We start from the raw sequence: 15,022 nt of genomic DNA, 5'->3' as shown, positions 1-15,022 counted from the left end.
ATCAGTTTGGGTAAAGCCATTTATTGAGCCAACTACTGTAATAATTATATTTTTATGGCGTCATTCTAGATGGTATTAGTAAGCATATCAATGAATAATAATCTATACCCATAAGTGAGAAAGAGGCGGTGCGTCACGTGCACCGCTCACACTTTTGTGATTATTTTTTAAGGTGAAAGATGGCCATTGATGTCGGTGCAATTAAAACCTGCTTTTTGTCCATGGTTTTATGCAGCTCATGGGAATCAGTATTGCATATCATTTTCCATTGCTGACCTTGCTCAGGAGGTAAGCTAAATCTTGCTGGCGCATTGGTTTGGTTGATGCAGTAAATCATCTCATCACCAGACTTTCCGATTCCCAAATGCAAAGCAACAGAGCTTAAATTGTTCCAATCATCATGCTCCATGTAGGTTCCATCCACTCGGCGCCAGAAAATACGATTGTCGTTACGGCTTTCTCCACTAAACGCATGAAGAAATGGCACCATATAGCTATGCCTTGCCTTAATCATATCGGCGAGCCAGGCTTGAAATGCCGATTGGATTTTATCCTGCTCCCAGTTTAACCAACTCAGTTCGTTATCTTGGCAGTAAGCATTGTTATTGCCTTGCTGTGAATGAGAAAGTACATCGGCCGTTAGGATGTGTGGCATGCCAAAGGCAAACAGTAAGCTCGCCATAAAGTTTCGCTTCTGTTTTTCACGTAGCTCTATGATCGCAGGATTCTCGGTTGGCCCTTCGACACCGTAGTTGTCAGAGCGATTATCACCATGCCCGTCTCGGTTCTCTTCCCCGTTTGCATTGTTGTGCTTATGTTTGTAAGAGACTAAATCTTGCATCGTAAAGCCATCATGGTAAGTGATGTAATTCACGGTCAGATTGTAGGGCCAATTGGCGGCACTATAGAGATCGCGGGAGCCCATGATACGAGTGGCAAACTCTTTTAAATAGCCTTTATCACCGCGCCAAAAACTACGTGTGATGTCGCGTAGACGGTCATTACATTCATTCCAACCTAATGGAAAATTACCCACTTGATAACCGTTAGGGCCAATATCCCATGGTTCAGCAATGAGCTTCACTTGCTTTAATATTGGGTCTTGAGCAACGGCTTTGAAAAAAGCCGCTTGATTATTAAAGTGCTCACCCTCGCGGCCAAGTGTCGCCGCTAAATCAAATCGGAACCCGTCAATATGGTATTCACTGACCCAGTAGCGCAGTGTGTCCATGACTAAGTTCAGGGAAGCTTGGTGGCTTAAATCAACGGTATTACCGCACCCAGTGAAGTTGGCGAAGTGATTTCCATGTTTTAGGTAGTAATTTGAGTCTAACGATTTGAGGTTGAATATAGGACCGTCTTCACCTGATTCCGCAGTGTGGTTGTACACCACATCTAAAATGACTTCGATACCTTGCTTGTGCAGCTCCCGAATTGTTGTTTTTAGTTCTGTTACGGCATCACGCTCTGCGTATCGTGGATCGGGTGCCATAAAGAGATAAGGGTTGTAGCCCCAGTAATTTACTTTGTCCATATTAAGCAGATGTGGCTCGTGCATGCAGGCTGCAATGGGTAGCAACTGAATGGTGTTAATGCTCTGCTGTTTAAAGAAGCTAAGCATCTCTTTACTCGCAAGGCCAAGGTATTTTCCTTGAGCTGCACTTGGCACGTTTGGATTTAGCTGAGAAACCCCTTTTACGTGAGTCTCAAAAATAATGGTCTGTTCGCGTGGAATGCGAGGAGGCGCTGTATCTTGCCAATCAAATTGGTCATTAGTTACAAGGCACTTTGGTAATTCGAAACTGGTTTGGGAGCTAAAAGGTGGCTGGTAATACAAAGGTGCTTCAAGTGCTTTTGCGTAAGGGTCGGAAAGTAGGTGTGGGTGCCCATCAACCTCTATGAGAAACCCATACTTTTGTCCAGCTTGAATCTCATCGATAAAGATATGTTTGATGCCCGCATAATCATTATCGATCGAATGAATTGTTTGATTGTCTGCCGCATCAAAAAGAACCAAAGCGATCTCTTTTTGGTCAGGTGCATGAATAGAGAAGTTGCATCCGTGCTGGCTTAGTGTCGCCCCTAAAGGGTATGGCTGTGAACTTATGCCTATCATTATTCTATATTTTTCTTTTTATTTAGGAGCTCTTAGTAAAAGACTTTGTATAACAATGGTCAAGCACCTTAGTAATAAATTTTATATGTAATTTTATTTCAGTTTTTTTGCGATACGATTAAAAAAGTTGAGCTTGAACTCGTTTTGATCTGTGAAATTGGTGGGTATTTAGTCCTGCTCCCCCTTATTAGTGTGATCCGGCTCGATTAAACAGCGTATTTTCAAATTTCTCCTCCTTTCTCATCCCCCCTAAATAAACCAAAGGTGGAGGACGTAAGACCACTACTCCCTCGTTAATCTAGCCACAGTCGAAACAAAAGGGATTCAGTCCCAACTTATCTTTTTCTTAATTAGATCCATTTCTGCCTTTATGGATTTGATTAAAGAGATAAGCAAAATAAAAACCCTAAATGGAGTTAATAATGAAAAAAGTAAGTTTGATTGCTGCTGCAGTGGCTGCGTCTCTAAGTGCTGGTGCTTTTGCAGCTGCTGTTGATTTCCACGGTTACGCTCGTGGTGGTGTTGGTCTAAGTGGGGAAGGCGAACATGTTACCTACGAAAAGAACAAAGTAGGTCGTTTAGGTAATGAAAGTGACCTGTACTCAGAAATCGGTCTTAACGCTGAGCTTTACAATCAAAATGACGTGACATTCAAACTAGAATCGTTAGTTGCTTATGGCCAATCTGGTAACAACAACTGGGAAGGTAACGCTAATGCTCTTCGTGTTATGAATGTTCAAGCACAAGGTCTTTTCAGCGACAAAGAAGCGGTTCTTTGGGCGGGTCAGCGTTACTACCAACGTAAAGACATCCACATTACGGATTTCTACTTCCTAGATACATCGGGTGGCGCTGGTGGTGGTATCGAAAACCTATCAGTAGGTGGCGGTAAGCTTTCTGTAGCTCTAATGCATGATGATGGTGCTGATAGTAATGGTGACACAGTATCCGGCTACACGTTTGATGCGCGTTATGCAGGTATCGATCTTTGGGCTGACGCTAATTTAGAGCTTGCAGTTGCTTACGATTTTGCGTCTGAAGCTGAGGGTCAAACCGTTGAAGCTGATGATGGCGTACTTCTTACTGCAGTTCTAGGTCAAGGCATGTCAAATGGCTTTAACCAAACCGTTCTTCAATATGGTACTTCTTCTTACGGTAAGCAAATGGCAACGTACGGTGGCGGTGGCTGGTATGACCGTTCAGGCGGCAACAACGATGCAGACGGTTTCCGTATCATTAACTGGGGTGTTACTGGCTTCGGTGAATCTTGGGAAGTGGGTCACACTGTAATGTATGCACAAGCGTCTGATACTGATTCAGGCGATATTACGGCTTACAATGCGGTTGTTCGTCCAATGTACAAGTGGGATGACCACATGAAGACTATATTTGAGGCGGGTTACTTCGCTGACGAGACTAAGCAAAGCGGAACAACAACTGATACATCGGGTTCTAAGCTAACGATTGCTCAAGCTTGGTCTGCTGGTTCTAGCTTCTGGGCTCGTCCTGAAATTCGTGTATACGGTTCTTACTTTATGGACCACGAAGCAGATAGCTTTGCAAACGGCACTGACGATACTGAATTCAGTGTTGGTATCCAAATGGAAGCTTGGTGGTAATAATAAATTGTCCACGCTTATGTTGCGCTTAGTCCATGCGTAATTGAGTGATAGTTATCAAGCCGGCTTCGTGTCGGCTTTCATCGTTGAGAGTAAGTGAGGTTTATATGAAACGATTGGTTTTAGGCTGCGCGATTAGCATGGCATTATTAGGTTGTGCTACGACAGAAACCGTTGTCTTCGATGCCGAGAACATTGAGCAAGTGGCGCAAAGCTACGCTCAGATACAATGGGCAGACGTTGAGCCAACTAAACGCATTAATTTCTCAATTGATCAGTCAAATCAGAAGTTTGGATTCTCAAAAGGTAAAAGCGCCATCGCAGCATTTGACATTGATACTCAAGGAAAAGAGCTTGACTTAGAAGTCATCAGCCATTTTAAGAAAACCGTTTTTTATCCAAATGCTGTACTACTAAATGAGCAGAATCAAATCATTAAAACCTTTGAAACCGACGATTTCGAATATAAGCACGCCTACGGCATGGATGGCGATCGTTTAGTATCTAAAGTGACCATCCAGCCCGTTGGAAAACAACGTGTTAAATTGCTCGTGTATACCACGCCTGAGTTAATTGAAGGTGAATCAGAGGTCTTACACCCTGTTAAGCTTGATGCCATTGCTCGTGGGAACTACCCGCCGGACGTACCAAATCCAATGATTCCACACTCTCCATTCGGTGAACTGAGTATTGTTGCGAAGGTGGATGACGCTCTGGTATTGGATGAGCCTATTGCGATTGCGAGCTCCGATACCGCGCAGCAAAAGTTCAAAACTGATCTTGCCGAGCAACAGCAGCAAGCTGTGATTGATAAGAAAGCCGCCGTCACGACGGTAGCACTAAGTGAATCAGTCAGTGATATCGCAAAATTAAGCGATGCTCAGCAGCAGTTCTATCTAACTAGCATTGAAAGCGCAGTAAATGTTGGCATGTTAGATAAAGCATTAGCGCTACTTGATGAAGCCAAAGCTCTAAATGTAGAGGGCGCTCAAGAAGCCTTTATCAAGGCGGTTAATGCCAGCAAGTAGTGATGAGTTGATTTTTGAGTCATTAAGAGAACCGAACAAGGTGATGTTCGGTTCGTCCTTCCTTTAAGTCACTTTATTCTTTGACTCAGTCGCTATTCGTTAATCAAGTAGCTATTCGTTAACCAAGTAGTGATAGAAAAACTCGCTCAGTGCTTGGTAGTGCTCTTGGGACTCGGGAGTACCTAGTGCAATAGCATAATCAGCATGCGATTGACCTTCGTAAACATTTAAATCTGCTGTTACTCCTGTGCGTCTTAACTCTCTATGCAAACGGACGGTGTCACTGAGTAATAAGTCACGAGTACCGGTGATGAGGTAAACTGGTGGAAACTTTTCAAAGCTGCCATTAATAGGCGATACCACCGGATCACTTAACTCTAGATCACCCACATAAGCATCAATCATTGCAGAAGACATACCTCGCCAACTACCTAAAATATGATCTAAACCTTCGTTAATGAACCTGCTATCTCCCGTCATCGTCATATCTACTCCTGGAGTGCCAACATACAGTGCAGCAGGAGTAGCAATCAATTGCTCATTTAATTTTTGAGTAACGGCCAAACTTAAGGATCCGCCTGCTGAGGTACCACCCATTACCATACTGTCCGCAGGGCGAATTTTTATCAGTTCATTCCAAACATCAATAATATCGTTACGTGCAGCGGGCGCTGGAAATTGGGGTGCCTTACTATAGTCGATCGCTATTACTGGTATTTGCATGGTGGCAGCTATCATTGTCGCTTCTGAGGTTGAAGCGAAGCCACTGTTTAACATATATGCACCACCTTGAACCGCAACATACAATTTGTCTTTTAATTCTGGTGCAATCACTTCAGGAGTAACCCAGTAAACGTTCACTCCTGCTATTGAGTCTTGTTCAATCGATACATTTAAGCTCTTAGCGAGAGAGAGGGCTCGTTGGCTGGCTACTTTATCTCTGGGTTTAACAAATTCATTCCACTCTTCATCTGTCGCTGGAATGTTATTTTGTAAAGCTTCCACATTTGGAGCTGGGAAATTGTTTGAGAAATCATAGAATTCAGGGCTAACTGCAGTTGCGAGAGGGACAGGCTGTGTGGAAAGCGACAGACTATTTTTGTCATTATTTGCGAGAGCAGTGGTGCTGATTAAACTAGCAGCAATAACAGAAAGAATTAAGGTACGTGTTTTCATTTTCTCACCTATAGCATTTGATAATAAGCACTCCCTGCTGCGATAAAGGTAATTTACTTGAACTCATTTTTAATTTGTATGAATTAGAGAAATTCATTTCTGTTCATTAATAGTGAAACAATCATACACAATGCTGGTTAGCTGCCTTTGCACTCAACTTCTATCAACGGAGTTTAAACCTCTGCGCTTTGACCAAACTCTTTGCGGTATTGTCTCGGCGTGACGTGTTTGTAACGCTTGAATAAGCGGTTGAAGTTAGCTTGATTGTGATACCCCACTTTTTCAGCGATTAAGTGGATTGGTAGGTCGCTGTGGGTGAGTAACTCTGCTGCATGGTTCAAACGTACTTTTTTTAGATGCTGGCTAAAACTTTCATGAAAGTGCGCTTCAAATATTCGGTGAATGGAGCTCTCACTTGTGCATAAGGATTTAGCCAAATCAGCCAGTGTTATGGACTCGTGGTAATTCTTTTCTATTAAAAAGCTCAGCTTTTCAATCTTGGCTCGATCGTATTTGTTATTGGTTGTCTCCCGTTCATCGGAGTGTTGTCTTTTGAAAGAGAGCAGTGTTGTGGCACTCTTGTCTTCCGCAACGATACCCAAAATCAATATAAGCGTTGATAAGCACTCTATGTGGCTATCGATTTTAAGCTGAATGAGTAACTGATAAATACGTTCTCCTGACTCTTTCGAAAGACATATTCCTTTTTGAGCGCGCTTAAGGACTGCGTCAAGTTTTCTAAGCTCAAGACAATTAAATATCATGTTGGCTATCCACTCTCGCTTGAACCAAACACTATGACGCTCTGGAAGAGTATCTTCCGAGAGGGGACGACAAGCAAAAGAGTGTGGTGTATCTGGCGAGATTAGCCACAACGTATTGTGCTCTAATTCGCCTTGATAATGGCCAGCAAAGCCGTTTCCTTGTGTATGCCTATGCAATACCAATTCAAATTCTTGATGATAATGCCAATCACAAACGCCAGAGCAATCTTGGATTTCTAGATAGCGCCATGAGACCCCCTGTCTCTGTGGAATTTTCTCAAATTTCGCTTTATCCATTAGTGATGCCCCTATAGAAAGTACTGAATAGTGACCTAATAGTACTTATATTTTTAGCCGTTCCTATTCATTGATGAAATAGTACTGAAAGTTGACGAATGAGCATTAGATGTATGTCACAAAAAATCTACTCTAGCATCATCAAGACAGAGAGGGTTTCACATGAAAAAGCTACTAGACACAATGTCAGAATGTATCACTAGCACTCGAATGGATTGGATTGCATTAATGGTTAAAGGGTATGGAATGGACTACCCAAATATGTGGAAGCTATTAGGCTACCCATCACAGCAACATTATCAATTTGAACTTACTGAGAGTGAAGCCAGCCTCCCTACCGCATTAACAAAGAATCAGCCCTTAAGTTAGGTTTTTCTCATAAAGGTATTGAGAGTCTGTTCTTTTAATCGTTCCCCCTATCTGGCGTCGTTAACTAGTCACTAGCGTCGCTGGATTTTTCAATTTTAATCATTAGGTGTTTATTATGTTTACGTATATTCAACGTTTGGGTAAAGCGTTAATGCTACCCATTGCCACTCTCCCTGTTGCTGCGATGCTGCTCCGATTCGGTCAGCCCGACTTATTAGATATTGCGTTTATAGCAAAAGCAGGGGGGAGTATCTTTGATAATCTTGCTCTTATTTTTGCCGTTGGTATTGCAATTGGTTTATCAAAAGACAACTCAGGAGCGGCGGCGCTTTCTGGCATCGTCGGTTACTTTATATTGACTGAAGCAACAGTGGCGATTAACCCAGACATCAAGCTAGGGTTCTTTGCTGGTATTATCTCGGGCATCATTTCTGGTCATGCCTATAACCGTTTTTACCAAGTCACTCTGCCAGATTTCTTGGCATTCTTTGCTGGTAAACGATTAACGCCGATTATGTCAGGCCTATTCTGTCTGGTTGCTGCCTTTGTTTGTGGTGAAGTTTGGCCGACTATTCAAGCGGGTATTGATGCGTTCAGTTACTGGATTTCAGAAAGCGGCCCAATTGGACACTTTATCTATGGCATTATGAACCGTGGTCTTATCCCTTTAGGTCTTCACTATTTCTTACACTCGGTTTTTTGGTTCAGCCTCGATGAGTGTGTACGAGTGAGTTATGAAGTGGCTTCTTCGTTGCAGTTTGTTTGTCTAAACCCTGACGTTGTTGCACCTCTCTCTATTGGTCAAGCCTTACCGGATGTTCATGGCTCTGTGATTACTGAGATTTCTCAAAACGTGGCTCGTGGAGACTTGAACCGATTCTTCTCTGGCGATCCAAATGCTGGCGTTTACATGGCTTGGGCTTATCCAATTATGATGGGAGGTCTTCCTGGTGCAGCATTGGCTTTCTATGTTGCAACTGAAAAAGCAAAACGTCCTCTTATTCTAGGTATGTTGAGCTCGTTAGCACTGACGTCATTTTTAACGGGTATCACTGAGCCTCTAGAGTTCAGTTTCCTATTCATTGCGCCTGCACTGTATGCGGTTCACGCTGTGATGAGTGGTATTGCGATGGTGGTGACTAACTCACTCGGTATTTTGCACGGCTTTGGTTTCTCTGCAGGTTTCATCGACTTCATACTTAACTGGGGGCTTGCTACTAATGCTTGGATGCTATTACCTCTAATTGGTGTGTTCTTTGTTGCTTACTTCGTTATCTTCCTAACGATGATTAAAGTATTCAAGCTTCCTATCCCTGAAGCAGAGGAGTCAGATTCTCTTGAGAGTGAAGCGTCTGCTGAAGAAGTCAATGTCGAAGCTTATGTTGAAGCCCTAGGTGGAAAACAGAACATCAAAAGTGTGGATGCCTGCATCACTCGTCTTCGTCTACAAGTTGAAGACAGCAGCGCTTTGAATGAAGAAAGACTGAAAGAGCTTGGCTCAAAAGGTGTGATTAAAGTCGGTAAGTCAGGTGCTCAAGTGGTGTTAGGGCCAAAGGCTGAAGTTGTGGCGACAAGCCTAAAAGCGTTTCTGTTTTAAGGTTTCTTCTTCCAGAAATTTATAGTGTAAATTACGTTTGATATAAGGCCCTTTCTAGAAATAGAAGGGCCTTTTTTACTAGGGCGACAAGTACATGAATGAGGGCATGTATGAATTTATTGATTAATATTTGATCTAGATGGTAGCTGAAATAATCAACCGGTTTATATTAGAGTTAGGTTATGAAGATGCACGGACTGCTAATGACTGACAATGGAAACCACCTAGCCCCCTATAAGCCGCTCATTATTTCTCCTATAGAGCTTGAGCACGTGATACTCACAGAACTTCATCCGCTCGGTATTGAGCATGTTGTTTTCATGGTGCTTGATCAATGGTTTCATCCTCAAATTAACATTACCCACGGCTTTAGTTCACAACAGCTAGGCATCTATCAAGAGAACCAACACCACGATGCATTTCTAAACCACTACTTGAAAAGCCACTTAGTTGGGCAATTAGTCTACATGCAAGAGATGCTGCCAGTCCGTGAGATCGACGATGCTGTCTTCCTCGAAGTACTCATTCCTACCATGCAAATGCACCATTCTTATTGTGGGTTACACTCAGTAACGGATCATCATCATATGATGCTAAGCGGCCATAGCTTTCGCAAGTTGAACCCCCGACAACAGAAAAAACTGACCGAAATATGGTGTTTTTTACGTCACTGGTCAAATGGTTGGGTATCGAACCAGTTGGTGTCTCAGCACTGGTCAAAATTCAATGACACCAAGTGTCATCGAGACAAAAATGCGATTTTGACGCTAACAGAGACTCGAGTTCTTGAACTGCTAGTTCAGGGACTTGATGGTGTAGAGATCGCATCACACAGAGGTGTATCCAAAGAGACGGTGAGAACGCAAATCAAACAGGTACTACATAAAACTGGCTGTAAGCATCAAAATCAGCTGATCTCGCGTTACTTTCATCATCAATTAGCGTTGTAGCCATTAGAAAGCAGATCCGTTCTTCGCAGGTTTCAACATTTACGTCCATTGATTTGTTGATGGCGATCAACCCAATTCGTAAATTTATCAATTGTCCCCCATATGGGTGATGAGAAATTGCCTCACCGATTTTATCCTCGTGACAGTGCAAACCATTCAGGGATATTGGGGGCAGTTATGAAAGCATATAACACACTATTCGTGTTAGGGCTGGTTGGTTCGTTAAGTCTATTTGGCTGTGGTGACAGTGGAAGTGCTTCTAGCAGTTCCCCATCACCTTTGACACCAGAAAGTGGACCAACCGAAACCTACACCGTTAGGGCAATTGATGGTTATCTGAAAAATGCGCAGGTATGGCTGGATCTTAATGGTGATGGCATTCAAGACGATGATGAACCATCCACTTTATCTGGCGAGGGAGGAGTGGCCAACCTTGATATCTCGAATGTTCTCAACCCTGAGTTATATTCGGTTGTTGTTCAGGCAATTGCAGGTCAGACAATTGATGAAGATTCTGATGGTACTCCAATAGCTGTTAGCTATGTGATGTCGGCACCTGCAGGGGAGGTGGCGGTGACTCCACTTTCAACCTACGTTCATCTCATTATGCAAGAGAGCTTAACAAGTAATTCCTCTGCTGAATTGATTGAAGAGATAAAGCAGCAGGCAATAATACAAGCCAGTGGTGAATTGGGTATTGCAGAGGATGAGATCTTAGGTGATTTTGTTGAGCAAGATAAACCTCAAGCAGCATTCTCGGCCATGAGTATTGTTAAATCTGGGCAGATACTTCCAGAAACTCCTCAAGAGATGCAGCAATTGATAGAAGAGGTTGCCAACGATCCAACTTCTTTTAGCCAAAAAGCGGCTGCGGTGAATGAGAAAATTCGAAAGGTGGTAGCGGCTACTCCAGTTGAGGAGCTTCAATCAACCCCTCCTCCTATTAATCGAAATGATGATTTGGTGACCGATTCAGATCAGGACGGAATACCAGATCTCCTTGATGCATTTCCTGCCGATCCAAATGAGTTTCTCGATAGTGATGGGGATGGTATTGGTAATGTGGCAGATCTAAATGATGATGTTCATTCTACCGATGATATTGATGATGGCTACCCTGATGATACAGACCGCTACCCAACGGATCCTAATAGAGCAGGCGATCATGATGGTGATGGCATTGATTCATTAACCGATGCTCGACCTTATGATTTTGATAACGATGGCTATGATGATGCTGACGATGAGTTTCCCAAAAATGCACTTCTTGCAGGGGATCATGATGGCGATGGGTTCGACAGTTTAAATGATGAAGAGCCTAATAATTCTAACATCGCGGGTGATCATGATGGTGATGGATACGATAGTGCTAATGATGCATTCCCGTTAAATGATCTATTCGCTGGGGACCATGATGGTGATGGGTTCGATAGTGTTATTGATCAGTACCCTGATGATGCGACTAAAGCTGGGGATCATGATGGTGATACCTTTGATAGTGTTGATGATGCCTTTCCTCAAGATATTACTGAGTGGCTAGATAGTGATGGAGATAGTGTTGGTGATAACTCTGATATTTATCCATTTGATTTTGACAATGATAGCTATGCCGATGATATTGATGCTTTCCCTCAAGATGCCACTGAATGGGTGGATACCGATGGCGATAATCTAGGGAATAATGCCGATCCAGATGATGATAACGATGGTTATGATGATTTGGATGATAACGACCCGTTAGTTGCGCTTGTCACACCAGACACATATTCAGCCTGCCTTACCAGCTTACCTGATTATCCGATAGGTTCTGAAGCACCCTCTCGATCTGATGGCCGTCTGTATGAGGTTTCTCGGCTTAACGTGGAGCAGAGTAACGTCACTCACTATTTTCAAACCGAGCTCTATGTTGAAACTATCGACACCTTACCGAGTGGACACATATATCAATCGGGCAATCAAATACTGGTCAATCAAATCACCACTGATTTTGGGGCAAACCCAGTAAACGAGTGGGATCCTAATCTAGAGTTTGAATACATTGATGCGTCCACTGGGGAGTTCATAGGCTATCGAGATCATTATGATCGCTGGTGGGGTTACAGTGTATTAGTCAATCGTGCAGAGACGCTCCCTTTAAACGAAGCAATTTCTTGGTCAGTAGAGCGAAATGACAAGTGGTCGCTAACCACGCCAACAGCACATGATCAGTTGACCATGACGTATTTAGGAAAAGAGATTATTTCGACAGAGCTGGGTTTACGCGAACTGTGTGTGACTCACTACCAAGGGGAGTTTGATTTTGTAAAAACCGCGGATTCAGCTCCCGAAACTTCTGATATGTACCTAGAAGACAGTGTCAAAAATTACGTCGACAAAAATGAAATGATTCAACGTGCCGAGCGTGAATATTTAGAGTATGACCCGAGCGATAAAACAGTACCTACCTGGGGATATACCAATTATGTTAAGCAGTTGAAAGGCTTCATTTCAAACGAATTACTTTATGGACAAGATCCAATAACAGCGAATGTGCCAAGCGATCAGCCTGTTACTCTTGATGAATGCTTGTCGGGGCTCCCTACTGGGGTTCAACCACCTACTCGAAGTGATTCATTATCCTTTGATATTGTGAAGCGTAAACTCGATGGAACCGTTCAATATGGTGTTTATCATTGGGATCTGTTAACGGCAGATAACGTCGCATGGCAAGATAAAACAGAGCTGTTTGAAAGTCGATTAACCGGAGAAATCTTCGTTGATGGTCATTCATTAGGTGTGTTTACAGAGCGATACTATGAAGACAGCAATGGTGTATTTCAAGGAATGGAGGCACGTGAACAAGGGAGTGATGAGGTCAAGTGGGGGAGTGTGCATCTAGACAAACGGAATCTAACGCTTGAAAGTACTTACCGAATTCCTGAGGTTGAAAGTACCCATGTTAGAGCGGTGAATGCAGATACTCAGTATGGAGATTGGCATACTGGCGATTATGTCACCAATACAATGTATGTGGGTAAAGAAGCCATCTCTTATCAATCAAACGGCCAAACAATCACGCAAGATGCTTGCCGCGTCTATACCTCGAATCAAGGCTCACTGTTTGACGGTAGTGATGTGTTATCTGCCTCAGAAAGTATGCAGCAAGTAAATTGGTATGATAACAATGGGTTAGTACTTAGAGAAAGTGAAAACCAGGAGGGTACTTTTGAAACTTGGACTCGCTCTGCAGTCAATGGCGCAATGCCCGTATATACCATCTGTGAGTTAGAGAATACAGGTGAAGTCTTTGGGAGTGCAGACACTTATCAAGACTTTGTGCCCGCCGCTCAAAACTGCAGTTACAGAGCTTTTGACTCTGTGATGTTAGTTGATACCACTCTTTATCATCAAGAGAGTGACTCATTCTATTACAGTTACCATTTTAATGGTGATGGTACGGGTGTCTATTCCGAACCTACCGTTGGTCATAGCGAAAATATCACATGGCACCTCAACAGTGATGGTATTTTGGAGATTAAAAACGGAACAGGTAATGATACCGTTCGAGATGATGAATACTTTGCTCTGATTGCGTCTAAAGACGGGTACTTTAGCTTAATTGGGTTTTATGTATGGCAGGAAGAGGGGACCCCTGCCTCAGAAATTATTGGCCAAGAGTTCTCAACGAATATTCCAGACATTGGGGGAGGAGAGCCCGTACTGATTATTTCTGAACTCTTTGATGCAGGGCTAACTTGGTTATGGGCTGAATCGTCCAATACAGGTGCAGAGCTAGAGTTCGGCACTATTGGTCGAAATCCAGATAACAGTGCCACAGAGACTTACAGTGAGTTTGATTATCTAGCGGATGAGTTCATTACAGAGGTAGTGACCACTGAAAACGCAATATCTGATGATCGATACGTATTGGAATCCAACGGTACTTGGGAGCTTGAAAATGAAGCGATCACTCAAATAGTGATTAACCCCGATAATACACTCGATATGATGCGTGTTCACGGTGGTGGGTTTACCAATACTGTGCTGTCAGCTACGGAAATTCCACTAGCAGATCTAAACATTGCTTCGCTATTGACGAATACAGATGAAGGGGGAAGTTGGGCTAAATTTGTGAGTGATGATGCGACGTTTACACCGATGGCCAAAGGTTACACTATCGAGTTTAGCAACTATGAGTACTTTACCTTAGAGACATTAAGCTGGTGGTGCGACGGTTTGTTTACTCAAGAACAGCTTGGTGGAATGTGCAATCATATCCTCACGAGCAGTTATCAACCTGTCATTAATTTTGCAGCACTGGAAGATTCTCCTTTGATCGTGACTTGGAATCAGTCGGATAGTACTGAAATTATTATGCAGTTAAATAGTGGAGGCTTAGTAAGTTTCACTAATGAAGCTATCCAACTGGAAAGTGGTAGTTGGGAATCACTGACGGTGAATGGAACAGAATTAATAAAAGTACAAGCCCCGCTTTCTGTTGCGCAAGTTGGTGATCACTTTGCTTATGATGGTTCACTATATTTTGCAGAGTTTATGGGGTTTGTAAGAAGGGTGCGTCTTGATACCGAGGGTGGTAATGAGCTGTTCATTAACTCTGAGGCCCAAACAGAGGTATTGAATGCTTTTGAATCTCGCTTGACTGCATGCTCTATAGACAATCAAGATGATGGTGTTGCTTTACTGTTGGACTTACAGGCTGCCGTAACCGAATGTAATGGCTCTGGGGTTATTACCGAAGAGATGCTTATTGGCCGTACATTGACGATTGATTATCCCGATCCACACAGTGAATATATGACTTTAACCTTTAATGGTGATGGCTCCGTCGATGGTATGGATGTCAATACCTATGAGGGTTGGCGAGATAGCTGGACCATTGAAGGTGGATACCTAAAAATGTTCTCAGGTAACTGGTATGTATACTGGGCGCTGGTCGAAGAGTCAAAAACGCAGTGGTCTGTGAAGTTATTGGAGCAATGGGAGGATGATACTGATCCTCATAATGTTCTTCTGAAGCAGTTTATTACCTCTGGTGTTGCTGAATACAGATAAGACATCGTTGGGCAGAGACACAAAAAGCCACGTATATCGTGGCTTTTTGTTGGC

The 15,022-nt window shown here is 43.0% G+C and carries 9 protein-coding genes; 6 read left to right on the top strand and 3 right to left on the bottom strand.

Annotation, left to right across the window (positions count from 1 at the left end; all coding sequences use genetic code 11):
• Window positions 1-160: 160 nt before the first annotated feature.
• Complete coding sequence (glgX, locus tag KP803_RS12745) at window positions 161-2,116, bottom strand: glycogen debranching protein GlgX (RefSeq protein ID WP_248009215.1); 1,956 nt, start codon at window positions 2,114-2,116, stop codon at window positions 161-163.
• 422 nt (window positions 2,117-2,538) lie between these two features.
• Here glgX and lamB point away from each other — a divergent pair, with 422 nt between their 5' ends.
• Both lamB and KP803_RS12735 read left to right on the top strand, forming a co-directional pair.
• Window positions 2,539-3,735 (top strand): maltoporin LamB, encoded by a 1,197-nt coding sequence (gene lamB / locus KP803_RS12740; protein WP_248009214.1) that lies wholly within the window; start codon window positions 2,539-2,541, stop codon window positions 3,733-3,735.
• 107 nt (window positions 3,736-3,842) lie between these two features.
• Window positions 3,843-4,763, top strand: a complete 921-nt coding sequence (locus tag KP803_RS12735) for a MalM family protein (RefSeq protein WP_248009213.1) — start codon at window positions 3,843-3,845, stop codon at window positions 4,761-4,763.
• Between the two features lie 111 nt (window positions 4,764-4,874).
• Here the strand turns inward: KP803_RS12735 and KP803_RS12730 are convergent, their stop codons facing one another.
• Window positions 4,875-5,939 (bottom strand): alpha/beta hydrolase fold domain-containing protein, encoded by a 1,065-nt coding sequence (locus tag KP803_RS12730; RefSeq protein WP_248009212.1) that lies wholly within the window; start codon window positions 5,937-5,939, stop codon window positions 4,875-4,877.
• A gap of 173 nt (window positions 5,940-6,112) precedes the next feature.
• Window positions 6,113-7,000, bottom strand: a complete 888-nt coding sequence (locus KP803_RS12725) for a helix-turn-helix transcriptional regulator (protein WP_248009211.1) — start codon at window positions 6,998-7,000, stop codon at window positions 6,113-6,115.
• Between the two features lie 162 nt (window positions 7,001-7,162).
• Here KP803_RS12725 and KP803_RS12720 point away from each other — a divergent pair, with 162 nt between their 5' ends.
• The 4 genes from KP803_RS12720 (at window position 7,163) to KP803_RS12705 (ending at window position 14,968) form a co-directional block, all read left to right on the top strand.
• Complete coding sequence (locus tag KP803_RS12720; RefSeq protein ID WP_248009210.1) at window positions 7,163-7,369, top strand: hypothetical protein; 207 nt, start codon at window positions 7,163-7,165, stop codon at window positions 7,367-7,369.
• A 115-nt stretch (window positions 7,370-7,484) separates the two neighbouring features.
• The gene (gene nagE / locus KP803_RS12715; RefSeq protein ID WP_248009209.1) at window positions 7,485-8,966 is read left to right on the top strand and encodes an N-acetylglucosamine-specific PTS transporter subunit IIBC; all 1,482 of its coding nucleotides are present in this window, start codon (window positions 7,485-7,487) and stop codon (window positions 8,964-8,966) included.
• A gap of 203 nt (window positions 8,967-9,169) precedes the next feature.
• Window positions 9,170-9,916, top strand: coding sequence for a helix-turn-helix transcriptional regulator (locus KP803_RS12710; RefSeq protein WP_248009208.1), 747 nt, complete (start codon window positions 9,170-9,172; stop codon window positions 9,914-9,916).
• Between the two features lie 177 nt (window positions 9,917-10,093).
• A complete protein-coding gene (locus KP803_RS12705; protein WP_248009207.1) occupies window positions 10,094-14,968 on the top strand; it encodes a hypothetical protein in 4,875 nt (1,624 codons plus the stop codon).
• Window positions 14,969-15,022: the final 54 nt, after the last annotated feature.

It is taken from the genome of Vibrio amylolyticus (assembly GCF_023145695.1).
GTDB lineage: Bacteria > Pseudomonadota > Gammaproteobacteria > Enterobacterales > Vibrionaceae > Vibrio > Vibrio amylolyticus.
The sequence above is the reverse complement of the archived record's forward strand: the minus strand, read 5'-3'. Positions and strand labels throughout refer to the sequence as shown.

Coding starts and splice junctions, on each gene's coding strand:
- lamB (WP_248009214.1), top strand. CDS start 2,539: ATGAAAAAAGTAAGTTTGATTGCTGCTGCAGTGGCTGCGTCTCTAAGT.
- KP803_RS12730 (WP_248009212.1), bottom strand. CDS start 5,939: ATGAAAACACGTACCTTAATTCTTTCTGTTATTGCTGCTAGTTTAATC.
- KP803_RS12710 (WP_248009208.1), top strand. CDS start 9,170: ATGACTGACAATGGAAACCACCTAGCCCCCTATAAGCCGCTCATTATT.
- KP803_RS12705 (WP_248009207.1), top strand. CDS start 10,094: ATGAAAGCATATAACACACTATTCGTGTTAGGGCTGGTTGGTTCGTTA.
- KP803_RS12725 (WP_248009211.1), bottom strand. CDS start 7,000: ATGGATAAAGCGAAATTTGAGAAAATTCCACAGAGACAGGGGGTCTCA.
- KP803_RS12735 (WP_248009213.1), top strand. CDS start 3,843: ATGAAACGATTGGTTTTAGGCTGCGCGATTAGCATGGCATTATTAGGT.
- nagE (WP_248009209.1), top strand. CDS start 7,485: ATGTTTACGTATATTCAACGTTTGGGTAAAGCGTTAATGCTACCCATT.
- KP803_RS12720 (WP_248009210.1), top strand. CDS start 7,163: ATGAAAAAGCTACTAGACACAATGTCAGAATGTATCACTAGCACTCGA.
- glgX (WP_248009215.1), bottom strand. CDS start 2,116: ATGATAGGCATAAGTTCACAGCCATACCCTTTAGGGGCGACACTAAGC.